At 50.0% G+C, this 23,025-nt stretch carries 18 protein-coding genes and 1 CRISPR repeat array; of the genes, 3 read left to right on the forward strand and 15 right to left on the reverse strand.

Translation table 11 applies throughout. The features are described 5' to 3' along the window. Positions 1-492: 492 nt before the first annotated feature. From citC to citD, 4 genes are read right to left on the reverse strand one after another with little or no spacing between them, the layout of a single operon-like run. Positions 493-1,536: a [citrate (pro-3S)-lyase] ligase gene (gene citC / locus FFM82_RS11040; RefSeq protein ID WP_137645868.1), complete on the reverse strand. Its 1,044-nt coding sequence runs from the start codon at positions 1,534-1,536 to the stop codon at positions 493-495. Positions 1,537-1,552: 16 nt separating this feature from the next. Then, entirely contained in the window at positions 1,553-2,959 is a 1,407-nt protein-coding gene (citF, locus tag FFM82_RS11045; protein ID WP_137645869.1) for a citrate lyase subunit alpha, read from the reverse strand. 3 nt (positions 2,960-2,962) lie between these two features. Next, a complete protein-coding gene (locus tag FFM82_RS11050; RefSeq protein ID WP_170178286.1) occupies positions 2,963-3,862 on the reverse strand; it encodes an aldolase/citrate lyase family protein in 900 nt (299 codons plus the stop codon). Continuing rightward, positions 3,853-4,155: a citrate lyase acyl carrier protein gene (gene citD, locus FFM82_RS11055; protein WP_137645870.1), complete on the reverse strand. Its 303-nt coding sequence runs from the start codon at positions 4,153-4,155 to the stop codon at positions 3,853-3,855. The genes FFM82_RS11050 and citD overlap by 10 nt, the downstream gene beginning before the upstream one ends. 138 nt (positions 4,156-4,293) lie before the next feature. Between citD and FFM82_RS11060 the strand changes: the two genes are divergently transcribed. Continuing rightward, complete coding sequence (locus FFM82_RS11060; protein ID WP_137645871.1) at positions 4,294-5,169, forward strand: LysR family transcriptional regulator; 876 nt, start codon at positions 4,294-4,296, stop codon at positions 5,167-5,169. A 145-nt stretch (positions 5,170-5,314) separates the two neighbouring features. Here FFM82_RS11060 and FFM82_RS11065 read toward each other — a convergent pair whose 3' ends face one another. From FFM82_RS11065 to cas3, 10 genes are all read right to left on the reverse strand, one after another. Continuing rightward, positions 5,315-5,953 (reverse strand): DUF421 domain-containing protein, encoded by a 639-nt coding sequence (locus tag FFM82_RS11065; RefSeq protein WP_137645872.1) that lies wholly within the window; start codon positions 5,951-5,953, stop codon positions 5,315-5,317. A 1-nt stretch (position 5,954) separates the two neighbouring features. After that, positions 5,955-6,404: a DUF3290 domain-containing protein gene (locus FFM82_RS11070; RefSeq protein ID WP_137645873.1), complete on the reverse strand. Its 450-nt coding sequence runs from the start codon at positions 6,402-6,404 to the stop codon at positions 5,955-5,957. Positions 6,405-6,637: 233 nt separating this feature from the next. Continuing rightward, a CRISPR array of direct repeats spans positions 6,638-8,985; the repeat unit is 29 nt; unit sequence AGGATCACCCCCGCATACGCGGGGAATAC. Positions 8,986-9,014: 29 nt separating this feature from the next. After that, positions 9,015-9,905 carry a type I-E CRISPR-associated endoribonuclease Cas2e gene (gene cas2e, locus FFM82_RS11075; protein ID WP_137645874.1) on the reverse strand — a complete coding sequence of 297 codons (891 nt, stop codon included), beginning with the start codon at positions 9,903-9,905 and terminating at the stop codon, positions 9,015-9,017. Further along, complete coding sequence (gene cas1e, locus FFM82_RS11080) at positions 9,902-10,858, reverse strand: type I-E CRISPR-associated endonuclease Cas1e (protein WP_137645875.1); 957 nt, start codon at positions 10,856-10,858, stop codon at positions 9,902-9,904. The genes cas2e and cas1e overlap by 4 nt, the downstream gene beginning before the upstream one ends. 3 nt (positions 10,859-10,861) lie before the next feature. Continuing rightward, positions 10,862-11,536, reverse strand: coding sequence for a type I-E CRISPR-associated protein Cas6/Cse3/CasE (gene cas6e / locus FFM82_RS11085; protein WP_137645876.1), 675 nt, complete (start codon positions 11,534-11,536; stop codon positions 10,862-10,864). A 14-nt stretch (positions 11,537-11,550) separates the two neighbouring features. Next, entirely contained in the window at positions 11,551-12,276 is a 726-nt protein-coding gene (gene cas5e, locus FFM82_RS11090) for a type I-E CRISPR-associated protein Cas5/CasD (protein ID WP_137645877.1), read from the reverse strand. Then, positions 12,257-13,366 (reverse strand): type I-E CRISPR-associated protein Cas7/Cse4/CasC, encoded by a 1,110-nt coding sequence (gene cas7e / locus FFM82_RS11095; RefSeq protein WP_137645878.1) that lies wholly within the window; start codon positions 13,364-13,366, stop codon positions 12,257-12,259. The genes cas5e and cas7e overlap by 20 nt, the downstream gene beginning before the upstream one ends. Before the next feature lie 5 nt (positions 13,367-13,371). Beyond that, complete coding sequence (gene casB, locus FFM82_RS11100; protein WP_137645879.1) at positions 13,372-13,992, reverse strand: type I-E CRISPR-associated protein Cse2/CasB; 621 nt, start codon at positions 13,990-13,992, stop codon at positions 13,372-13,374. A gap of 5 nt (positions 13,993-13,997) precedes the next feature. Beyond that, positions 13,998-15,668 (reverse strand): type I-E CRISPR-associated protein Cse1/CasA, encoded by a 1,671-nt coding sequence (locus FFM82_RS11105; RefSeq protein WP_137645880.1) that lies wholly within the window; start codon positions 15,666-15,668, stop codon positions 13,998-14,000. Next, complete coding sequence (gene cas3 / locus FFM82_RS11110; protein WP_137645881.1) at positions 15,669-18,707, reverse strand: CRISPR-associated helicase Cas3'; 3,039 nt, start codon at positions 18,705-18,707, stop codon at positions 15,669-15,671. It lies immediately after the preceding gene. A gap of 408 nt (positions 18,708-19,115) precedes the next feature. Here cas3 and FFM82_RS11115 point away from each other — a divergent pair, with 408 nt between their 5' ends. Continuing rightward, positions 19,116-19,454, forward strand: coding sequence for a PadR family transcriptional regulator (locus FFM82_RS11115; RefSeq protein ID WP_137645900.1), 339 nt, complete (start codon positions 19,116-19,118; stop codon positions 19,452-19,454). Next, entirely contained in the window at positions 19,441-20,106 is a 666-nt protein-coding gene (locus FFM82_RS11120; RefSeq protein ID WP_137645882.1) for a DUF1129 domain-containing protein, read from the forward strand. The genes FFM82_RS11115 and FFM82_RS11120 overlap by 14 nt, the downstream gene beginning before the upstream one ends. A 95-nt stretch (positions 20,107-20,201) precedes the next feature. Here FFM82_RS11120 and ppsA read toward each other — a convergent pair whose 3' ends face one another. Then, positions 20,202-22,601 (reverse strand): phosphoenolpyruvate synthase, encoded by a 2,400-nt coding sequence (gene ppsA, locus FFM82_RS11125; protein ID WP_137645883.1) that lies wholly within the window; start codon positions 22,599-22,601, stop codon positions 20,202-20,204. Between the last annotated feature and the right edge of the window lie 424 nt (positions 22,602-23,025).

Raw genomic sequence — 23,025 nt, forward strand, 5'->3', positions numbered from 1 at the left:
CTATAATGGTGTGCAAAGCTTTTCATGGATTAAAAACTCCTGTTTTTGATCTAATTTAACTAAAATCAAATCGAATGTCAAAGTATCCAAACACGTTCTTAGCGTTGATGGCAGCGAGTTTTCAGACTAATTCTTATCAATAAAATTTAGCCACTATTGTCCGCCAACGGCCAACCCAAGCCTGCAGGGAAAGCGGGAACAGTCCCAGCGGTGAAATTTCACTTGGTCGCCGTCCTTTGGCGAGTTAGTAAAAGCCCGGTGGTTAAGACCTGATTTTCGGGCTTAACTCCGTGGCCACCGCGTTCCGGACTGATTCCCGCTGACCGGAGGGCTGGCAAGTAAACGATCCCTTGGAATCGAGCTACATCTTTAAAAATCTACTAATACTTTTCCTTAGTTTATTAAAATTGCACTCAAAAGTGTTAACAACGAGTTTTCTCGGCCAATCAAAAAAGTCCCGCCCATCATAACCTGATAGGCGGAACTAATAAATCAACCTGCCGCAACCGCGCGTTGCGTTAAGTCGGTGTAGTGCTCGTGAATAAACGCGGCCGTGGTCGCGGGAACCATTGAGGAAATGGTCGCAAAGTCGTTGTTTCGAAGTGCTTGACGTACCCGGCTAGCGGAAATAACGACGTGGTCGCTAGTTTGAAAGCGTTCGACCACTTTAACGGTTACCCGTGGCGGGAGCTCAGTTTGTAAGACTTGGTTGTAAATCGCGGTTGTATGGGAACGGGGTTCGCTGCCGACGTAGCGGGTGGTGATGGCTAAGGCCGGTGCAATCGCATCGCGGAAGATGCGGGCATCGAGCGTGGTTTGGTAGCGGACCGTCTGGCTCGGAGATGGTAGGAAGTACGCCGGAAAAGTGGCGTAGCTGACCATGTAGTCCCCACCATCGACAACGATGACGTTAGGGAGATCACGGGTGCCGGCGCGGACGAGTTCTAGGCGCTCTGCGGTCGTGAACAGCGAGGCGTCGGTCGCGACGACAAAGACGTAGACGCTGACATTTTCGCGGGCGGCTTGTTCAATCAAGAAACGGTGTCCAAGGGTGAACGGGTTAGCGTTGATAACAACCGCGGCAACCGCGCCGGTACTGCGGGCGGCTGGACGTGGTAGCCGGGCTAAGTAGTCGTCAACGGTCGGGCTACCCGTTTCTAAGACCGCGGCTTCATCGGTATGCGCTAATTCACTAAAACCAACGTGTTGGAAACTCGCGGAGTATTGCCGTTTGGTGAAAACCATCAGGTGAAAGACGTTTTGGCGAAACAGGCGGTTGACCAGTTCGCTAACGATCAGGTTGAAGCGCACCCCGGCCGTCACGTTTTTATTACAGACGCCGACGTACTTTAAGACGTTTCCTGCCACCGAACCGGTCGCAACCAGCTGTTCACCATCGTAAATACCGATGGTGAAATCCAGTTGATCGACTTCACGCGGTGAAAAGTTGGTAATGTTGAGTGACGTCAAGAAAGCCTGCCACTGGTCAAAAACTTGCTTATCTTTGAGGTACAAATCAATAATTTGGCTGTCCATGGCGCCACCTCCTAGTTTAGTTCAAGTGTTTCGGTTTGCGAATCGTGTCGATAATCGTTCCGTCACGGTATTCAACTAACGCGACAACTTGATCATCGAATTCGACCGGTGCCGGCTTGCCAGCGTACTGGTAGGCTAAGTCGCGGAGTTCTTCGATCGTCTTCAACGGAATCGTGGTGTCTTTGAACGCCGCTAGTAAGTCCTGACGGTTTGGATTGACCGCAACCCCGTAATCGGTCACGATGATGTCGACACTTTCGCCGGGAGTCGTAATCGAGGTGACCCGGTCACGGACAGTTGGCATCCGGCTACGGATCAGCGGTGCCACGATGATAGTGACGTCGGCGCCGGCAGCCGTATCGGGATGGCCGCCCGGTGCGCCGCGCAGGACCCCGTTGGAACCTTGAACAACGTTGACGTTAAAGTCGGTGTCAACTTCTAACGCACCTAAAATGACAAAGTTCAGTTGGTTGACGAAGGCTCCCTTATTGAACGGGTTGGCGTACTGGGAAGCTGAAATTTCGAAGTGCCCCGGTTGATGAGCGGAAGCGACCGCGGCCAAGTCGAACGACTGGTCATCCAGCACTTTGTTAACGAAGCCGGCTTTGAAGAGGTCCACGATGGGTTCCGTGACGCCCCCCATGGCCCAGCCACACTTAATGTCGGCTTGTTGCATATAATCTTTTAGGAAAACGGTGGTCGCAAGCGACGACCCACCGGCCCCGGTTTGAAAACTAAAGCCATCCTTGAAGTAGCCGGAGTGGTACATACACTTCGCAACTTCGCGGGCCATGTTTAGTTCGCGGGTGTCCTTGGTCAGCCGCAGTGCACCGGTCGCAATTTTCGCCGGGTCCCCGATCGAATCGACCTTGACCACGTAGTCCACGTCGACCCCTTCGATGCTGGCCGGGAAGTTCGGGCTGGCAACGATCGTATCCGTAATGACCACGACCCGGTTGGCGTACTTGGCGTCACCATCCGCGTACGATAGCACCCCGGTATCGGACTTGCCGCCCTTACCGCTGGCGTTACCGTAGACGTCACTGGTTGACGCCCCGATAAAGGCCACGTCGATCTTAATCGTGCCGTCCTCAATGGCCCGCGCTCGGCCACCGTGGGAGCGGATCACGGCGGGATGTTTCAATTTTCCCTTGGACACGACTTCCCCGATTTCGTCCCGAATCCCACTAGTTGAAATTCCGGTTACCGTCCCGTCCTCAATGCAGGGGACCAGATAATCGTGGGCTTTACCTAAGCTTGACGCGCAGACGGTCAGGTCTTTAATCCCCAACTTATGAATTTCCTTCATCACCATGTTGACGACGTAGTCACCGTCGCGTAAATGGTGGTGGAACGAAATCGTCATGCCGTCCTTCAAACCGGACTTGACGATGGCCTCGTGAATCGAGGCGACCTGCTTGATTAATCATACTAGTGCCCCCTTATAAATACCGGCGGCTTGCGCCAGTTTGAGTGTCCGTTGTGCGCCTTCGACCCAGGCAATGTCGACCATCTTACCGTCAACGGTTAAGACGCCGACCCCGTTAGCCTTACTATCGGCAACCGCCTGCATCACGTGTTCAGCGTGCTTGATTTCCGCTGCTGACGGGTTAAAGACGGCGTGGGTCACGCCGATTTGCTTCGGGTTGATGCACGACTTGCCATCAAAGCCCATGTCCTTGATCAACCGGAGCTCGTCGACAAAGCCGGCTTCATTATCAGTGTCGGTGTAGACGGTAGCGAACGCCATCACCCCGGCGGCCCGCGCGGCAATCAGCATTTGTGAACGGGCACCGAATAACTCGGTCCCGGCCACCGTCCGCTTAGCGTGCATCGTCCGGGTGTAGTCGCCGGCACTCAGGGCGATTCCCATCATCCGGTCACTAGCGGTAGCGATCTCGTAAGCATTCATGATACCGAGTGGCGATTCCAACGCCGCCATCATCATAGTTTTGCCAACTGGCCGGTTGAACTCGGTCTCGGCCGCCGCAATTTTATCCGCCGCCGCTTGCACTTCAGCGGCCGTTTCCGTTTTCGGTAAGCGAATCCCTTCGGCCCCACCGGCCACGGCGGCCCGAATATCTTCGTTGATTAGGTCGGAGTCGAGGGCGTTGACCCGTACCCAGCGTTCAACGCCTTGATAATCGACGTTTTTTAGCGTTTGGTAAAGTTGAATGCGGGCCGAGTCCTTTTCCCCTTCCGCGACCGCGTCTTCGAGGTCAAAAATGACGCAGTCCGGGTGGTAAACGAAGGCTTCCTTAACCAGCGCCGCCCGTTGAGTGTTCAGGAAAATCATCGACCGTCTAATGTGATTCGTCACTGCCATTTAGAGCACCCCCAAGGTAAATTCGTGGTTTGACCGATTGCCCGGTAGTAAGCGGTTTCAACTCGGGCCTTAATCGTACAGTCCAAGGCACCTTTATCGACCACCTTAATTAACGCGTCGTCCAAACCGAGTGCTTGCGCCGTTTCGATAATTAGGGCGATGATGTGCTGGCCGTACTGGTCATAGACACTACTATCCAGGGTAATTTTTAAGCCGCCCGCCTGCGGTAAAATCATGACTTGTGCGTCACTCGATTCGACCGTTCCGGCAACGGCTTGTTTAATTGTTTGCATGTTGGACCCTCCATTCGTTTAACTGACAAGTTCATCATAACGAGCACTGGTCATGCCTGTAAAAGGTTTTAAAAGCATTTTGGCCATGCACAAAATACATGTCTAACCTATAATGGACTTAACCATCAAACTAGGAAGGTGATTCCGATCGACCCAAAGGAAATCGAATTATTACTGGCACTGGAACGGACGCACAGTATCACCCGCGCCGCCGAATTACTATTCGTCAACCAATCGTCACTTTCAAAGCGGCTCCAACAGTTGGAACGCCGCCTACAGACCAAGCTGGTGATTCGCTCTAATCAGGGGGTGCGCCTTAGTCCGGCCGGAACATTGGCGGTTAAAACGGCCAAGCAAATCGAACACTTAACGACCGAGCTCCGCGAAACTTTATCCCAGGGCGACTTACCGCTGCAAGGCACCCTGAACCTCGGGTGCTCAATCAACTACGCCCAGTACGGCTTACCCGATTTATTGGTAGCATTACGCCAACAGTATCCCCAAATTCACCTCAACATCACGATCGACTACAGTCGCAGCATCTTTCAGCAACTCCAAATCGGTAACCTCGATCTTGGCATCGTCCGCGGTGAATTCGCTGGGCCGCTGGATAAGCGGCTGATTGCCTCCGAATCGATTGACTTGGTTTGCGCCACCGAAAACGACCGCCACCGGCTAAACGAGCTCTCTTACATCCAACGCAAAACCGACTACCATTTCCAAGACCAGATGAACCGCTGGCTGACCGACAACCAGCTCCCCGCCATCAACCACCAGACGATTACGGTCGACAGCTTGTCTTCCTGCGTGGCCTTCGTTGCTCACGGGCTCGGTTGGGCACTCGTCCCCGAAATCGCGTTGCACCACTTCAAGGGTTACCGCGAGCGTCTAACGCTAGCCGGCCAACCGTTCACCCGCCAAACCTACCTGATGACCCGGCCGGCTTTAAAGGGTACCCCGTTAGTCGACGCCTTTCATTCAATTTTGCCGCCGTCGCCGATTGATCCGGGATAAAAGAAAACCATTGCCAATAACGCTGACAGTGGTTTTCTGGTGTCAATTTTTTGAAAAGATTTTAGTAATCTAAATTGATTGCCGCTGGTCGTAAACTGGCCAGAGCGTACTGAAACCGCACTAAGCTCTTAAATCAATCTCATTGTTATTGATGCGCATACCGTGTCACCTTCAACACGTGGTCCTCATACTTTGCCATGTAGACGTCGCGAATATTCGTGACGCCCTGCTTTTCTAATTCCGCCATTAACCAGTTTTCGTCGTGATCCATCAACTCTAACACGTCCTGGTCAATTTGCCCGTCCACGATAATTGGGTAGCGAATCGAACCTTCACCACGGCGCAAAATTGTGACGCTACCGTTTTGTTCCACGATGGCCCGTTTAACTTCGTCCAGCGTGTAAACTCCGGCAGTGCGTAACTTAAAATCAATTTCCTTAGCCGATAAATTAGCCTTAAGGCAGTTATGCACCAGCAACTTGCCATTCCGCACAATCGTAATCGGTCCGCCATCGATCATTTTACCAATTGGGCGCACGTGAATCTTTAAATAGCGCATCACAAGAATTAACAATGACCAAATTAACAAGACGATGAGGAACTGAATCACCGTAATGTCCGAATTATAAATGACACCACCGATAATCCCACCAAGTACGTAGTTCTGAACTTGGTCAATCGCCGAAGTCGGCGCCAAGTTCCCCTTCCCCGTAAAGTTGATCAGCAACGTCATAAAAATAAATCCGATAATCAGTTTAATGGCCACGTCTGAATAATTAAACATCTTATTGCCCCTTTACAATTTTAATTTTGGGATTCGTTAAGGTCACCTTTTCCAGCACAAACGCCGAACCGTCGCTATTATAGGTCGTGCGGTAATAACCCTTACTGGTTTTAAATAACAGGTTGTTCGAGGTCGTCGTGCCGTTGACACTAATCGTGGTTGGCTTAACATCTAACCGTTTTCCAACTTCTTTTATCGTCGTTGTTATCGCATTAGCCTGAACGTTACTAGCTTTCAGCGACATCATACCGTTAATTTGAAATCCCAAGAAAAGGAGGATTACCACCCCAGTGATCACACTCAAATCCTTATATTTAACGTTCCAGCGGTGCCGTAAATAGTACACGAATAATCCAGTAAAAATTGCTAATAAAATTAATATGATAATTAAACGAGCATACTGCCACGTTTCGTTTCGATTTGTAAGGTAATTATACGTATAAAAGGTCATTCACTTTCGCCTCCTTCAATATATTTTAATTGAAAATATTATATTCGACATGGATTTCGGCTTGATGGCTTCATTTTTGCATCATGCTGTACCACAAAACACCGTACTTCTTTTTTAAGAGGTCCGGTATTTTTGAGCTGTAGTGATGCTGAAAATGAATATAAACAGCGACTGGTATTCCTCCGCATACGCGGGGAATACAAATTCGCAAAATTTGAAGAGCAGAATAACGTAGGATCACCCCCGCATACGCGGGGAATACCTCCTTGTAGCATGTTTGTTAAAGTGTCTTGTGGGATCACCCCCGCATACGCGGGGAATACTAATTCAGTGTTCTTGATTAGCGGCAATGTTTAGGATCACCCCCGCATACGCGGGGAATACCTCGATATGAACCTAGACACTGGTGCAGTTAAAGGATCACCCCCGCATACGCGGGGAATACTCATTGCTTACATAGTTGCTTTGTTGAGCATCAGGATCACCCCCGCATACGCGGGGAATACTTGGGACAAAGTGGCCCTCGAGAAAGTGAGTGAGGATCACCCCCGCATACGCGGGGAATACTTTGGGAAAGTAACGTTAACCTGTACGCCATTAGGATCACCCCCGCATACGCGGGGAATACCTTTTCTTTATATATATATTTTATTTTTTTATAGGATCACCCCCGCATACGCGGGGAATACACTTTGAGGATGACCCAAACTCAGGCACGTATAGGATCACCCCCGCATACGCGGGGAATACGTTATATTTAACATTGCGTGTTTGGTTATTCAAGGATCACCCCCGCATACGCGGGGAATACTTCTGCAAAGCTTCACCGAACATCGGGAACCGGGGATCACCCCCGCATACGCGGGGAATACTTACATCGTAACCGACAAACATGATACTGTTTAGGATCACCCCCGCATACGCGGGGAATACGACCAACCAGTGAAAGTAACATTCGCCGTCCAGGGATCACCCCCGCATACGCGGGGAATACTAAAGCGCAGGATTTTGGGTATAGCAAGGCCATGGGATCACCCCCGCATACGCGGGGAATACGAAATTTTGAATACTTTGACGCACTAGAATATAGGATCACCCCCGCATACGCGGGGAATACGCTTACCGTTACTAGTGATGTTACTGTACAACAGGATCACCCCCGCATACGCGGGGAATACCAACCACAAGTGGTTCACTTCCTTGTCACTTAAGGATCACCCCCGCATACGCGGGGAATACTTGTATCGGGTGTAGTCGTTGGCCTTATCCGCAGGATCACCCCCGCATACGCGGGGAATACAAAAGACCGCCGGTAAGCATATCGGTAGCTATAGGATCACCCCCGCATACGCGGGGAATACTTCAGTATGATCAATCATGCTGTAGCCTCCTCAGGATCACCCCCGCATACGCGGGGAATACGCGTTGGCTTTGCGGCAATGATAGCCGGGTTCGGGATCACCCCCGCATACGCGGGGAATACATAACATCTTCTCCATAGTTATTGTCATACAAGGGATCACCCCCGCATACGCGGGGAATACCCTGATTACTTGAGAATGGTTCCTTATTATTCAGGATCACCCCCGCATACGCGGGGAATACAAAAATTAATGAAAAACTATAATGATGAATATAGGATCACCCCCGCATACGCGGGGAATACTCCAAGCTCTTGCCGAACAAGGTTTTTTCTTTAGGATCACCCCCGCATACGCGGGGAATACCTAACTAAAGGATTTGTGCTACCAGCAATATTAGGATCACCCCCGCATACGCGGGGAATACTCCGCTGGTGTTCAAGGTTGTGGCATCGGACAAGGATCACCCCCGCATACGCGGGGAATACAAAACGTTTTGATATTATATGTTCCCGGTGGCGGGATCACCCCCGCATACGCGGGGAATACAACAATGAAGCAGACAAATTCTTAAACGATGTAGGATCACCCCCGCATACGCGGGGAATACTGATAAGCTCGCATAGCACCATTCTCATTGTAAGGATCACCCCCGCATACGCGGGGAATACAAATGTGAAACCACCTGAATATCGCATTATTAAGGATCACCCCCGCATACGCGGGGAATACATTTTTTCCCTCGTTTTGTTTCATATTCGTAAAGGATCACCCCCGCATACGCGGGGAATACTTGACCGTTGATTTTTGACCAGCGGTGTAGTAGGGATCACCCCCGCATACGCGGGGAATACCGGTCACGGTTGAGCCGCGCTTTCTCAAGAGTAGGATCACCCCCGCATACGCGGGGAATACAGTTGTTGAACGTTCGATGAGCAGTCGTATTGAGGATCACCCCCGCATACGCGGGGAATACTTACAAAGCTCGTACGTGATAATGGGTTTCAAAGGATCACCCCCGCATACGCGGGGAATACTGGTCAGCCATTGTTGCTGTTGTTAACACAGTAGGATCACCCCCGCATACGCGGGGAATACAACCGATAGTAAACCTGCAATTTCACCATCTTAGGATCACCCCCGCATACGCGGGGAATACTTAATGCCTTGTAGTAGGCACTGGAAACGAACAGGATCACCCCCGCATACGCGGGGAATACACTAAAAAAATCCCGTTAAATCAACGTTTCTAAATTTCGAAATCGCCGTTTTTTATTAACTGCTCGGCCAACGCCCAAGTTGCTTTGGCATCTGAAAGTGCGTTATGCGGCTGGTCATTTTTAATGCCATAATCGTTTAAAACTGTTTCTAACTGATAATTATCAAGGAACATATTAGCCTCTTTAACCACTGGCATCAAATCGTGCATCGGATTAGTCAGTTCTGGCAACCGGGTCTTACGCAAAGCGGCCGTTAAAAAGCTTTCGTCAAAACGTAAGTTGTACCCAAGGATGGGTAAATCGCCGATAAAGTCGTGAAAACGTTCAAGTGCCATTTTTAGTGGCAGCCCCGCTTCATTTAACTGGCGCGACGTTATCCCAGTTAATGCCGTAATCGGACGTGGTATTGGCCTTAAATTTTTGACGAATTGGTTAAATTCTTCAAGGGTACCATCCTCAGTCCGCTTAACCGCGCCAATGGCAATAATTTCGTTTTTTACTGCGTCTAATCCGGTCGTCTCTAAATCTAGCGTCACGACAGGTGATTCGACCATCGCCACCGTTGATTCACGTTGCTTAGCGCGCATCGTCTTTGCGCGTCGAAACTTCGCAGCGTCGCTGAATCCGTGCTCAACCGGTTGGGTCACGGCTGCTTTATGCATCATTAACGGTAGACCGTCATAATCGACCACCTGGTAATCTCGCCGGGTCGTTCGAAATTCATAACCCAGCTCGTTATTCGTGCTGTAAACCATGGTGGCCTCGCCACGACCAATTCCTTCAACAACTCGGGTCCATAAGTAATCACGAATTCGGGCGCTGAAATGACCAACGTATACCCCGGTCTGAATTTCCTGACACCACTTGGTTAAGTCACCCCGTAACGATGGCGGGACGTTGGTTAGTGTGATTACAATCATACTGGTTCATCCTCATTTTCATGATACTGAACGCCAAATTTTTGCAAACCCAGTCGGTCATCCCATAGCTGCATGACGGTTGCATCGGGAACCACGTCGTCTGCCACTTCCAATAGCGCCTTTAAATCTTTGACCATTTGTACCAATGTTTTATCCGCAGCAAAGCGGTCGCGCATGGCCAGGCGAGTCTTCGTTGCAATGTCCGGGTCCGTAGCAAACTTGGCCGTCACGTCGAAGGCTACCGGGATCGAAATCGTCGCCTTATACAGATCCGCAAAATCATAGACAAAGGCCAAGTCGTGGCCGGTATGGACAAAGCCCAAGCCGGGGGACGCCCCCAGTGCCGCGATGACGGCGTAACTCAAGCCGTACAGTGCTTGATGCGCTGCGGTCAGAGCCTTGTTGATTGGGCTGCTGGCTTCAAAATTATCCGGGTTATACTCGCGCCGTTGCCAAGCAACCCCCGTCCTTTGTGACTGCTCTTGGTAAACGCGGCGGACGCGCGCGCCCTCCTTCCCACGCAATTCCTGCATCGAATATCGAGAGACGTCCTCATCCGGAAAGCGCATCTGATACATTTTACGGGCAACCGCCAAGCGCCGATTTTGGCTCGAGACTAACGTGGCTTGCGCTTCCAGTAATGCAGAAGAATGGTTCAACGAACGCCCATACGCATATTGGCGGACGCCCTGTTCGCCGACCCAAATAACGGCCAATCCGGATTGGCCAATTAATTCCATCGCCCGGTGCGTGACGTCCACGCCCGGACCCAGCATCAACACCGCTAGCATGGCAGACGGTACGAAGACCGTCCCGCGCTTATCCTTGACCTGAATGGCACTGTCCAGTCGGCTCAGCTGGGCGTGTTCCAAATACAGGAACGTGACCCGCTCACTAATTCGGCCGAGTTCGGCTCGTTTTGGTTTTTTAGCACCAACGTTCTTTTTAGCCATTTGCTAGGCTCCTGGTAGGACCGTCATTAAGCCCATACCGTACGCCTTTTCGCGGCCAATGCCCTTCTTCATTACATCTCGAAACGCATCAGCATCGGTAATTTTCAGGACGCCCTCAAAAGTGACCCGGCTCAACTTAACGGTCCTACTTTGTTTCTTGTGTAAAATTGGGTATTCCCGGTTAGTAACGTTGAACGCTTTTCGTAACTGTTCCGCTTCAAAGACGCTCGCTGGTTGTTCCAAAAGTTCGAAGCCAGATTTTTCCGACCGGTCTAACAACCACTTACACTGCTGGGCCACGGTCACGTGTGGAACCACGTGACCGCCCTGATCACCCGGAAAGCGGCGAACTTTATGGGTGGGATTAGCAGTTAATCGAAAGCGCAGGGTCTGGCCTACTTTTAAGCTGTTAAGAAACGAATCATACGGTTTCGTGGCCGCAGTGCCGCTAACCCCGTATTTTTCTAGTTCTTTCAGATCTGGTTTTTCTTCACTTAGAACTAATAAATATTTTTTGGTGCCTAGTTGGTCGATCCGCCATAAGTGCCGCAACCGTTTACGGTTAGCTACCTCTTGAGGAAAGCTCTGCTCAACCCAGTTATGGTAAGCACCCAAGTGAGTTAAATCCCGTGTCTTATACCGATCATTAGTATCGATTTCAACTCTTGATAAATACATCGTGCTCCTCCTTCCTAGTTAAGTCCGCCGAAAAAGTCCAGTTCTGGTTTAGCTGCAGAATCCGATTCCGGCTTTGATTTGAACCTTGAGTTGGGATTCGTTTTCGTCACGACCGTGGCTGTAACGGCCCTAAAACCGTATTGGCGGTCGCGTTGGTCAAAGGATTCAACCCGGTCTTTCACTAACGTACTAGCCGTTGTTGGTAATAAATCCGCATCCGCCATAATTGACAAGCGTACCGTTGGCGACTGCTTTTTTTGGTACCATTTCGCTGCTTGCCAATCTAACGTTTCGAGCACTTGCAACGGGTCACCGTCCAAGATTTCAGTCCGTAACGGCCCGGCCGGCACGTTCGCCCGCCGACCTAGGAATAGTTGGAACTGCGGGTGCGCCAGTGCATCCCGTAACCGTTCAATTAAAGACTCATCGTCACTGCCTAGGGCCACCACAAATCGGGCGTCCTGTAAATAGCCACGGTACGTAATTTTACGGGTATCCGCTTTCCATTCAACGATGTGAAAGTCAGTCAACGGCACCCCGACTTGGTCGGTTCGAACTGCAAATTGCAGGGCGTTTAAAGCCTTTACGCGCGAATCACGTCGCCGATAACCCAGCGCCGCAGCCAGCAAGCCGACGACCGCACTCTTTGAAGGGTAGTCGTTCGTTGTTCGCCGCTCAAAGGTCGCCTGATTCCCGTACGACTGTAACGGCGCAGTTAAGTTAATTATTAGTGTCTTCATCCTGCACCGCCTCTTTCAAACTCTCGGTGATTGCGTCTAAGAATTTAGGTAACGTTTCAATCTTTTGGCCCGCCGTTGTATCGTAGTCGCTCAAAACAACGTTTAACAATGGTTTTTCAACTAGCTCCTGGTCCGTAATTTTTTGATAAGCGGCTTCGAGCTTGGCTTCCGACTGTTTCATGTAACCGTCTCGCGAAACGACCGGTTCTTCAAAAGCCGAAACCAGGTTAACTGGCGTGTCAGGCCGAACCGTAACCATCACGTAACTCGGTAAGGTCTTGTTAGCAAACGTGTTTTGTTTCCCGCTTGGCATTGAAAGCATGAACGTCTTGATAAAGTTAACGGCACCCGTGATGGCGTCTTCCGCCCCCAAGTTGTGGCTCAGTTCATGCATGTTAATGTTAGCGTAGCGGTAAAGGGTCGCTGAATTAAATTCGATAGTCCCCAACATCGCCGCCCCGTTTTGGTCCTCTTCCTTGGCGTCGTCCAAAGCCGTATAGTAATCAAATTCAGGAACTACTTCATGGGTCGACAAGGCGTGAGCAACCTGGGTCGCCGCATCCACGTTTAATTCGGGATTATCCGCAACCATCCGACCGAACAACGCTAAGTCAATCGCTTGGTCACCCTTAATCAGGGCCTTAATTTCTTTTTTAGCATCCTTGTCATCTAGCGACTCGTGATCAACGGCGTACTGGGCCAACTTTTCGATTTGACCGGGGCTAACCATCAATAGTGCCCCAGTTTCATAACGGCCGTCTTCCCCATCCTTGGGAACCGCAATCTTAATCCCTGTTGCCTTAAAAATCGCTTGAACCTTGGTCAGGACGTCCTTATCAGTCATTTCTGGTACCAACGTTTTAATCGCGGCACTTAACAATTGAGGCACCTTTTTTGTCCGTTTAGCAATCGTCACGTCATTTGCCTCAAATGCCTTCCGAACTGCTCGTTTCCAACTTTGCGATGAGACCCGCGCCCGGCTAACACCACCGTAGAGGGCCGTTTTAGGTGCCCCCGCATCGTCGCGGTTTAAGTTTGATGAAGGTACGGTCTGAAGGACGTTGATATCTACGTATACATTATTTTTCATTGAAGTTACTCCCCTTTTGTTTGTGTGTGATCAGTTTGAACGAAAAAGTATTGTTGGCCCCACCGTAAGCGAATTCGGTTAGCGGCGGTATAGCCGAATTGGAATTGATAAAAATCCTGTGCGAGTTGGCCGTAATCGACCTGAACACCAGCCGAGCGGGCTTTTAACATACTAACGAGGTGTCCCAACGCGTCAAATACCGCGTCAATATTGGTCGTCGCCAACACTGCCTGAACCCGGCGGTCCAAAGCATCCTTGTAATCCGGATTGGCACGAATCAGCGCCAACGCCGCAAATAAATCCTTGCCCTTAGTCTTTTCTTCGCCATTTTCATCCTGGTGTTTCCAACCAAGCTGATCATAAACGAACGTCGACTGTGCTTGCTGGTGAATGGCGTATAACCGTACGGCCGCATAGACCGCCTTTTCCGCCTTAGTCGGTTGGCCATCACGACTGAGCATCGTTTCCGGTATACTACCCAGCATGACCGGCCAAACGCTTTGCGCGCGCGGACTAGTTAGTTTTGGGGCCGTTCTTAGGCTTGCTAACACACCTTTATTTTCATTGCCATCATTGTAAAGTCGCAAAATAATTTGCCGAGTACTTTTAGCTATTTCATTCGTCATGCCCGTTATCCCTCCTTAAGATCCTTCTTGATTTTCCACTGATAGCGGCTTGTCGCTGTGAAGATATTGTCGACGCCGTGCTCACCAGTAATCCCCTTTACGTCCCGCGGCGAGCTGGTTTGCATCACCATATTCGCCGCGTCCAACGCCATTCGATGTAGCGTGTCTTGCCAAGCTTCGATCCGTTCCAACCGACCCTGCTTAGCACCTTGTAAACTAGCTAACCAGGCCTTGAACGGTTCATTAAGTTGGCTATAAAATTGATCACTTAACTGCCCCGCATATGGTCGCGGTTCAATTCCCCTGATAGTGGCGACACTGGCCGCAAAACCGTAAAAATCGCGACCAATGGTTTGCGTCTTTTGGACAACCCCTTCAATTCGCGTCTGCCACTGCTGATCGAAAAGCACGTCGGCCATGAGTTGCATATCATCATGGTATTCCGCAACGGGTAAGTTGGCGGGGGCCCCACCACTAATGAACGTCACGGTTGCTAAAGCTAACGGCTGGTTATCCGCAATCAACCCACGTTCAGTCAACAAATCCAACCATTTCACAATTCCGGGAGCATTTTTACTGCCATCAACGGTTGAAAGCCCCACGTAACTCCCAAAATTACGCCACATGGCCGTGGTCACGTTGTAGCGGGTCGCCGGGGAGTCGATTTCCGTTTTCTTATCCCGTTTCCAAGTGGTCATCGGTTCAATATGGGCGTTGTCAGCGGCAAACATCGGCACGCCGGCGCTAAAAATTGTTGGTTCCCCCTGATCCGACCACTCGACGTGTAAGATTCGCGCCCAGGTCGTATATAACTCCGCCAAATTATTCGGTAATTTTTGATTTTCACGTTCCGCAACGTAGGTCTGAATATCATCGTATTCCCAAACCGGGTGTTGCGGTGCTACCGGAACTTCCTTGCTAACCAGGACTAAGTTCAACATCAACATTTCAAATAACGATTGCGTGCTATCGACGTAAACCGCATTTAGTTTATATAGCCAGCCCGACGACGATGAAAATTTATCAGTCGTTTCAACCTTCGTCTTATCGGTCGTCCCCGCGTAATTCTGATAGGTGATTAACCAGCGGGCGAGTTCGTCCAAACTAAGTTGGTTTTTGGTCTCGTCAGCCTTAGGCGCAAACAGTGCCGGCGTATTGTTACTTTCAGAGACCCGCCGATTCAGTTGCTTTAACGCCACGGTTCCTTTGCCAAGGGCCACCCGCTTGGACTTTGCGACTAACGCGTCGTAGTCGTTCGCTGTCACCTGATAAAACGGGTGCTCACCGAACAAGTCGAATTTATCCGCCTGTTGCTTTAAATAATCTGTGACAACCGTTGAAAACTGGCCGTTTTCGTATAGTTGACTCCAAGTGTCTAGTAGCTGATTTTCAGCCTCCTCGGGATCAACATCCACGTTTCGTTGCGCTGCCGGATCGGTTGCAATCCAATCATAACGGTCACCCTCAACGTTGTAGCGTGAATAAACAGTTGTTAAAATAGCTAATAACAACCTAAAAATAGCCAAATCTTGGGTGCGCATGTCCCCCGCCAACTGCCGGTAATCCTGGGCGTGCTCGAACAACTCAATTAATGAGACGGTTTCGGGCTGATTACCATCGCGCCGAATGACTTTAATCCAGGGTTCGGTGGTTAAATTAAACGTCTGTGTCTGCATTCACTCATCCTCCTTTTGATAACTTAATCCGTAGCTTGGCGAGTAGCTTAAGCGCCAGCCCAGCAAACAAGCCGTGTTATTCGCATCTAAAACTAGTGCCACTGCGCCTCGTAGCCACATTTCACTCCGCCAAGCTGGAAATAGCGCTTGCGTATCGCTCTCCAATTTTTTAATGGCATCGTCCAATTTTCCCAGCGTCACGGCCGCCGGAATTCGAATCACTTGTTGCGAAATGGCTTTCGGCGTGACGCTGTCGATTGGGCGCCCGTCCAGTAAAAACTTTCCAGTGGCCGTTTTCCGTACCAAAATCACTTCCAAGGTCTCTTGAATATCCCGAACCATTGCGTTGGCGTGAACGCTGTCGGCATCCGTACTTTTAAGTGCGCGGTCGAGCCAGCCCAACAAATTTGCAAACTTTCCTGTTTTGGGCGCTTTGATCTGAAACCCCTCCGCTTTTTGCAATTGGAGCGCAACTTTCTTATTAAAGGCCGCTTTTAAAGGTTCAATCGCTTCAATTTGTTGATCAGTTTGTTCGTCATACACCTGCTGAACCAGTGGTGAGATGTCATCCGGTAACGTAATCTTGTCGGCCAAGAAATGGTCCGTTTTAGTCAATAAATAGTCGCCATAGATTGCCTGGTTAGCATCACCGTAGTCACCGACGCCGTTAATACCTAAAACGAATAGTCGCGGTTGGCGTAGCTTTGCCGGTCGCTTAACTTGGTGGCGGTGCAGGCGGCCGACCCGTTGTAAAATCAGGTCGACTGGGGCAATGTCGGTATACATCACGTCAAAATCAACGTCTAACGATTGTTCCAACACTTGCGTCCCGATAACGATCATTTTGTCCGGTCGCGCCTGACCCTTACCAATCGAATTTTGTAACTTTTTCTCTTGGACAGCGCGGTCTGGCGCTAAGAAGGCCGAGTGTAAAACCATTAGTTTGACATCACTAACCCGGGCGACAAGTTCTGCCAAGGTCTGGGCCCTTCTAACCGTATTGACAATGATGCCCGCTACCCCGCCATCGCTTAGCTGACTAAGTACGTGTTGAATCAACTGTTCATCGTCACCTGTAAGGCGCTCAACTGCCACCTCTTGCGTAATCTGACCATTATTTTGTGACTGATCAGTAACCTGCTTAATTTCACAACCATCAACCAAACTGAGCAACGGGTAGGCGGTCGTCATTTTCCAATTTGCTGGTGCAACGAGTTGCTTTTCATAACGACTACCATACTTACCCCTTAAATACGCATCAATTAACGAATTTCTTTTTTCTTTCGGCAGCGTTGCTGATAAAATGATCACAGGAACGTGGTAAGCACCTAACCAAGTCAGCGCCATTGTCAGGTAGCTACTCATATAGGCGTCGTATGCGTGCACTTCATCAATGATGACGACCTTCTCACTAAGCCCGAAGTGGCGTAAAAATAGGTGCTTTTGTTTCAAGCCCATCATTAATAAGTTATCGACCGTCCCCACCGAAAATGGCGTTAAAATTGACTTTTTACCCGTAAACCAGGCATCGGTACTGACCGTCCCGGCGTTAACGGCATCGTCAGCATCGTCTGGATCAAAGGCGTCAATGTTACTGGCACGTTGCAGTGTTTGATACAGGTCGTTGTAAGCGCTTTTGCCGTGGCTTAAATTAATGGCAAAGTTGCGATGTTGGTGCTCCGCTAGCTTAGCCACCCACTGCTCGACCCGCTTAAACATCGCGTCCGAGGTTGCCTGGGTCGGTAAGCCCATAAATACGCCATTGCGCCCGGTTTTATAGGCTAACTGTTCGGCCGCCAGTAGTGCAATTTCGGTTTTACCACTGCCCATGCCGGCCTCAATAATCACCATGCCGGGATCGGTTGCTTGTTCAATTTGGTTGGTCATCGTCGTCTGAAAATCACGGGCTTGAAACCCCCATCGTTGCTGATACGGGTCGCCAGTTTCATTTAAGCGCTCGGGAACCCAATTATCGCTCCAATGCCAATTTAAGATGGCCCGTCTGAAACGACTCGTTGGATCGATTTTAACCGGGTCGTCCAACCCGATTAGCGGAAACAACGGAACTTGGACAATCGTATTTAGATAGCCCGCCGCATCCAAACAAGCTTCGAGGGAATTAAATCGCGCTCGCAACTCACCAAGTGGGGCTTCAGCGAGCACGTTTGTCGCAGTGGTTGCTAACTGTTGGCTGGCTACGGGCACGTCAGGATAAGCCGGTAACGCTAAGGCTTGTTGAATTTCATCGACCCGCTTTAGCACCCGCTTTGGCACCAAGTTAGACCCTGACAATTCCTGTTTCAGTAGTCGCAGCGAATAATCGACCGGTTTTGCCGCTAAGTTCTCCGTCGATGCCAACCAATCCGCCATGATCAACAGGCCTTCCAGTAATACCGCTTGCGGTTGGGACACCGCCGGAATTTCTTCAACACTTTGATAGCCGGCAACCGCCAGTCCCCATTCAAGGATTGCTTCCTGAACGGCTTTCCAAGGTGCCTGAATTTGCTGATCAAAATCGGATTGATAGTAATTTTCCGTATAATCACGAAGGTTCTTTTTTGCCCGCTTATCCGGCGTTCGACCGTGGTGGGCACCAATAATTGCCGCCACTGAAAGCGGGACCCCCGCTTCTTCCAACAGCGCTTCTCCGGCAATGGTGTGGGGCGATTTCTTCGCATCTGGAAAAGAAGAATCTCTCAAATCTGAAAAGCCGGCACCCTTCAATTTCTCCAATAAAGTTTCATCTAAATCAGCATTATGATTCCAAGATTGTTTGGACTGAAACACTGGTGTCGCTTTTCCAACGTCGTGGATTGCGCCTAAAAACTTCACTAACTTTTGCGCCTCGTCCACTGACATTCCAGCTGCTAAACGTTGTCGAACACCATCACTGATCCAATTATTAAAAAGCCAGTTGATCGTGTTAGCTGTGTCAGATAAGTGGACTTGCAACGGCAACCAGAAATTACCTTCATCGGTGGACGTCTTTTTAGCCCACAGTGCGTCAATTAACTCCTCGGTCCGTGCAGTCATCATCATTCAATCCCCTCCTTTATTTAAAAACCAGCTAATTAACCTTGAAGTCAGTATATCATCACCACTTATATAATACAACTGTAATATTGTTTATTAAAATAATGATAGACTGCTCACGGCAGTCCGACCCCCACATACGTAGGGAATACGCTAAATCTTCACTGTTTAAAACAACAGTAATTGGATCACCCCCGCATACGTGGGGAATACTTGATAACACGCTATTGATCCATAATTCTCATCCATTATACCCTTTCACAACTTTTTCGGCATCTCATCTAAACTCAAATAACTTCAATGCATTACAATAAACGACAAAAATTTCATCCTCATCTAGATTGCTTTACAACCTAGTCCACCTCTGTTACACTATCTATGTACCAATCCAACCTAGTGAAAGGTGGTGCCGTCTTGAAACAAAGTCAACTTATCAAGGGCGTCCTCGAAGGCTGCGTTCTCGCCACGGTGGCGCAGGGCGAAGTCTACGGCTACCAGCTGATTCAAGCCCTGCGCCAGCACGGGTTTGACGCGCTGGTCGGCGGGACGCTCTACCCGTTACTCGCCAAGCTCGAGAAAAATGGCGACGTGGTCAGCACGGTGAAACCGTCCCCGGACGGCCCCGCCCGCAAGTACTATACGCTGACGCCGCAGGGGCGCACGACGCTCCAAGCATTTGATCAGCAATGGACGCAGTTGAAAACAAACGTGGATCAAATCATAGCAGAGGTGAATTTAGATGACCAAAACTAACCAGACCCTAGACCAAATCAACATCCGCAAGCAGCAGTTGGCCGCCAACGATCAGCGCTACTTCGACGATTTACAGCTCTACCTCTCCACCGCGGGACTATTTTACGACGAAGCCAAGTTAAACGACCAACTGCTGAGCATGCTGCTCGACTTGCAAGACGCGAATGCGGACGGCCAAAGTGCCATTGAATTTTTCGGTCATGACCCGCAGACAATGGGGAACGAAATCATTCAGGAATTCCCAACGCCGAAATTACGGGACCAGTTGGGATTACTCGGTTCAATTATCGGCATTACCTGGCTCTTCCAATTACTGTATAGCCGCAACAACGCCGCCGGTATGCACCTGAACATTATCGCGTTCATCGTCGTCCCGTTAATTGAAACGCTGGCCATTATGCTGATTTTGCGGGTGCTCCACCACAGCGTTTACACCGTGAATGCCAAAAACTGGCTCCCCTACGTTCAGACGGCCGTAATTATCAGTGTCACCATCGGGCTGATGTTACTGTTCACAACGCTTGCACCGTTGGGGTGGACCATCCTGATTCCAAGTCCTTGGAACAACCTCCTCTTAACCGTTATTGCCATCCTCGCCACCGGCTACTTGGTATTCGTGCTGTCACGGCACCGGCACCATAAAAAATTGTAAATTAAACAATAAAGCGACCGCCAATGACATTTTGCCATTGGCGGTCGCTTTTTAAAACTAATAGTCATACTAATACTAATACATTACTTTACGTCCTATTCCCAACTATAATCAGTCGGGTCCTGCAACCCGCGGCCGGTCATCTTGTCTAAGATGATCCGCTGCTCGAAGTGGGCGACGTTGCGCTTGGTTTCCTTGACCATGTCAGGGTTGACCGAAACGTAGTCGATACCGCTTTGAATCAAGAAATTCGTGAATTCAGGGTATTCGGATGGGGCCTGGCCGCAAATCGAAACGGTCTTACCGTCCTTATGAGCCGCCGCAATCAAGTGACGGATTGCGCGCTTAACGGCGAGGTTGCGTTCGTCAAAGAGGCTGGCAACCGTGTCGTTATTCCGGTCACAACCCAGAATTAACATCGCGAGGTCGTTCGAGCCAATCGAGTAACCGTCCACGAACTGGTTGAACTTGTCGGCCAAAATAATGTTGGATGGGATTTCCGCCATCATGTAAACCTTGAAGTCGGCACTGCGGATCAAGCCTTCGCCGCGAATAATACTCGTGACCTTTTCGGCTTCGTCAACGGTCCGAACGAACGGAATCATGATGTTCAAGTTCTTGAGGCCAAATTCGTTGCGGACCTTCTTGACCGCCGCTAATTCTAACTTAAAGGCGTTGATGTACTTCGGATCGTAGTACCGCGATGCGCCCCGCCAGCCTAACAAGTCCGCTGGTTCGTGGGGTTCGTACTTGTCGCCGCCCTTTAACTTCCGGTATTCACTGGACTTAAAGTCGGATAACCGTAATACCACCGGCCGTGGTGCCATTGCCCGGGTCACCTTCGCAATCCCGTTGGCTAACATGTTGACCACTTTTTCAGGATGACCCTGTTCGATCAAGTAGAGTGGGTGTTCGTGGATGTAAGTCGTCCACAGGAACTCTTCACGCATCAACCCGATTCCGTCAGCCGGCAAGCTTGAGTACTTGTCCGCCAGTTCGGGATCACCAAGGTTCATCATGACACCGGTGGCCGTTGGGGCGAAGGTCTCAGCTGCAACGACTTGCCCGGCCGCGCCAGCAGCCGGTTTGTCCTTATCTAACAGACTAGCGACCTTGCCGCGGTAAACGATCCCGTTCTTCGCGTCAACGGTAACCACGTCGCCGGTCTTCAGGGCGTCGGTCGCAGCTAAATTGCGACTCTTAGTCCCAACGATACATGGAATCTGCATTTCTCGCGAAACAATCGCCGCGTGGCAGGTCATCCCACCGTTGTTCGTCACAATGGCGGCGGCCTTCTTCATCGCCGGTACCCAGTCCGGTGACGTCATCAAGGTAACCAGCACTTCACCCTGCTTGAACTGGTCGATATCCTTCGGTGAATCGATGACGTGGACGACCCCGCTAGATAAACCGGGGCTGGCTGGTAAGCCGCGAACCGCCACTTCAGCATCCGCTTCGGCGACCACGTGCCCATCATCACTCTTCTTCTTGTCCTTATTACGTTGTGACCAGACCGTTTCCGGCCGTGCCTGTACGATCCACAACCGGTTGGTGTTGACGTCCAGTGCGTATTCCATATCCATATAACAACCGTAGTGTGCTTCAATCTTCTTAGCATAACCGGCTAATTCAATGACTTGTTCATCCGTCAACACTTGTTTGCCCTGCAGGTCGTCCGGAACAACTTGTTCAACGGTCCCGCCATCGGCAACCCGCATCAACTGAACAGGTTGTTTAATGATATTCTTTTCAACAATCTTCAAGGAATCCTTATCCACAACGAAGTGGTCGGGGGTCACTTTCCCTAAAACGATGTATTCGCCCAAACCGTAGATGCCGTCGATCACGATTTTCGAATCGTCACCATTAGCAACGTTCACCGAGAACATGATCCCGGACGCCTTCGAAAAGACCATCATTTGAACCGCGGCCGACAGTGCCACCTTTTCATACGGGAAGTTCTGCTTGTGGCGGTAATACGTGGCTCGGTCGGTGAATAATGAGGAGTAACATTCCTGAACCCGGTTGACCACGTCGTCAGCGCCCTTGATGTTCAGATAAGATTCCTGTTGACCAGCAAACGAAGCGTTCGGCAAGTCTTCGGCGGTTGCGGACGACCGAATTGCAACGAACGGATCGTCTTGACCGACCTTCTTAGCTAAGTCAGCGTAGGCTTGCTTAATGTTATCGGCCAAGTCCGCTGGCATTTCAGCGTTCACAATCAGGTTCCGGATTTGCTCACAGGCTGAGTGAAGTTCGTCCGAGTTTTCATAATCTTTGATGCCTTGCAGCAACGCGTTGACCTTATCGTTTAAACCGGTCGCATCCATAAAGTACCGGTAAGCGTGGGCCGTGGTTGCAAAACCAAATGGTACCGGGACATCCATCGAAGAAGTCATTTCACCAAGTGATGAAGATTTCCCACCAACTAAGTTGACGTCTTCACGGTGTAACTCATCAAACCATAAAACATTCGCAGTATCTCGACTACTCATACTATTACCTCCCTGCAATTGATCACGTGTAACCTATTCCAGGCGAACCGCTGTCCGTTGGTAAAATCGATTACATTTACGACTATATTGTAGTGCTTTTATGCACAAAATTTAACCCATTTTTTGATTTTAATCGTAATTTTTTTACTGTCAGTAAATTGGGTAAAAGGTTGCAATGGCATTAATAACCAATTTAAGGCGAACAAGCACTTAATTGGTCTAGATTAGCTTATTACCAGCTTTACTTTTGTTCATAAATGAACAACGTTCAAGAAAATTATTTTCATTCACCCGCTAAAAAACGGGCGCCACTCTCCGCGACGCCCGCCTCTGATTACGATTTCGATTCTGCTTGCCGGTGTTCATTGATGTTGCAACCCTCTGGGCCGCATACCGCGCTGGCATCCTGGTTACCTAGCGTTTC

Origin of the sequence: Lactiplantibacillus plajomi, assembly GCF_005405405.1 — a bacterium.
GTDB classification, from domain to species: domain Bacteria; phylum Bacillota; class Bacilli; order Lactobacillales; family Lactobacillaceae; genus Lactiplantibacillus; species Lactiplantibacillus plajomi.

What these genes read in the sequence shown, in the direction of transcription:
- cas6e (WP_137645876.1), bottom strand. Translation starts at nt 11,536, where the DNA reads ATGTATTTATCAAGAGTTGAAATCGATACTAATGATCGGTATAAGACA.
- FFM82_RS11065 (WP_137645872.1), bottom strand. Translation starts at nt 5,953, where the DNA reads ATGTTTAATTATTCAGACGTGGCCATTAAACTGATTATCGGATTTATT.
- cas2e (WP_137645874.1), bottom strand. Translation starts at nt 9,905, where the DNA reads ATGATTGTAATCACACTAACCAACGTCCCGCCATCGTTACGGGGTGAC.
- cas1e (WP_137645875.1), bottom strand. Translation starts at nt 10,858, where the DNA reads ATGGCTAAAAAGAACGTTGGTGCTAAAAAACCAAAACGAGCCGAACTC.
- ppsA (WP_137645883.1), bottom strand. Translation starts at nt 22,601, where the DNA reads ATGAGTAGTCGAGATACTGCGAATGTTTTATGGTTTGATGAGTTACAC.
- cas5e (WP_137645877.1), bottom strand. Translation starts at nt 12,276, where the DNA reads ATGAAGACACTAATAATTAACTTAACTGCGCCGTTACAGTCGTACGGG.
- FFM82_RS11050 (WP_170178286.1), bottom strand. Translation starts at nt 3,862, where the DNA reads ATGGCAGTGACGAATCACATTAGACGGTCGATGATTTTCCTGAACACT.
- citC (WP_137645868.1), bottom strand. Translation starts at nt 1,536, where the DNA reads ATGGACAGCCAAATTATTGATTTGTACCTCAAAGATAAGCAAGTTTTT.
- FFM82_RS11105 (WP_137645880.1), bottom strand. Translation starts at nt 15,668, where the DNA reads ATGCAGACACAGACGTTTAATTTAACCACCGAACCCTGGATTAAAGTC.
- casB (WP_137645879.1), bottom strand. Translation starts at nt 13,992, where the DNA reads ATGACGAATGAAATAGCTAAAAGTACTCGGCAAATTATTTTGCGACTT.
- cas7e (WP_137645878.1), bottom strand. Translation starts at nt 13,366, where the DNA reads ATGAAAAATAATGTATACGTAGATATCAACGTCCTTCAGACCGTACCT.
- FFM82_RS11120 (WP_137645882.1), top strand. Translation starts at nt 19,441, where the DNA reads ATGACCAAAACTAACCAGACCCTAGACCAAATCAACATCCGCAAGCAG.
- FFM82_RS11070 (WP_137645873.1), bottom strand. Translation starts at nt 6,404, where the DNA reads ATGACCTTTTATACGTATAATTACCTTACAAATCGAAACGAAACGTGG.
- cas3 (WP_137645881.1), bottom strand. Translation starts at nt 18,707, where the DNA reads ATGATGATGACTGCACGGACCGAGGAGTTAATTGACGCACTGTGGGCT.
- citD (WP_137645870.1), bottom strand. Translation starts at nt 4,155, where the DNA reads ATGCAAACAATTAAACAAGCCGTTGCCGGAACGGTCGAATCGAGTGAC.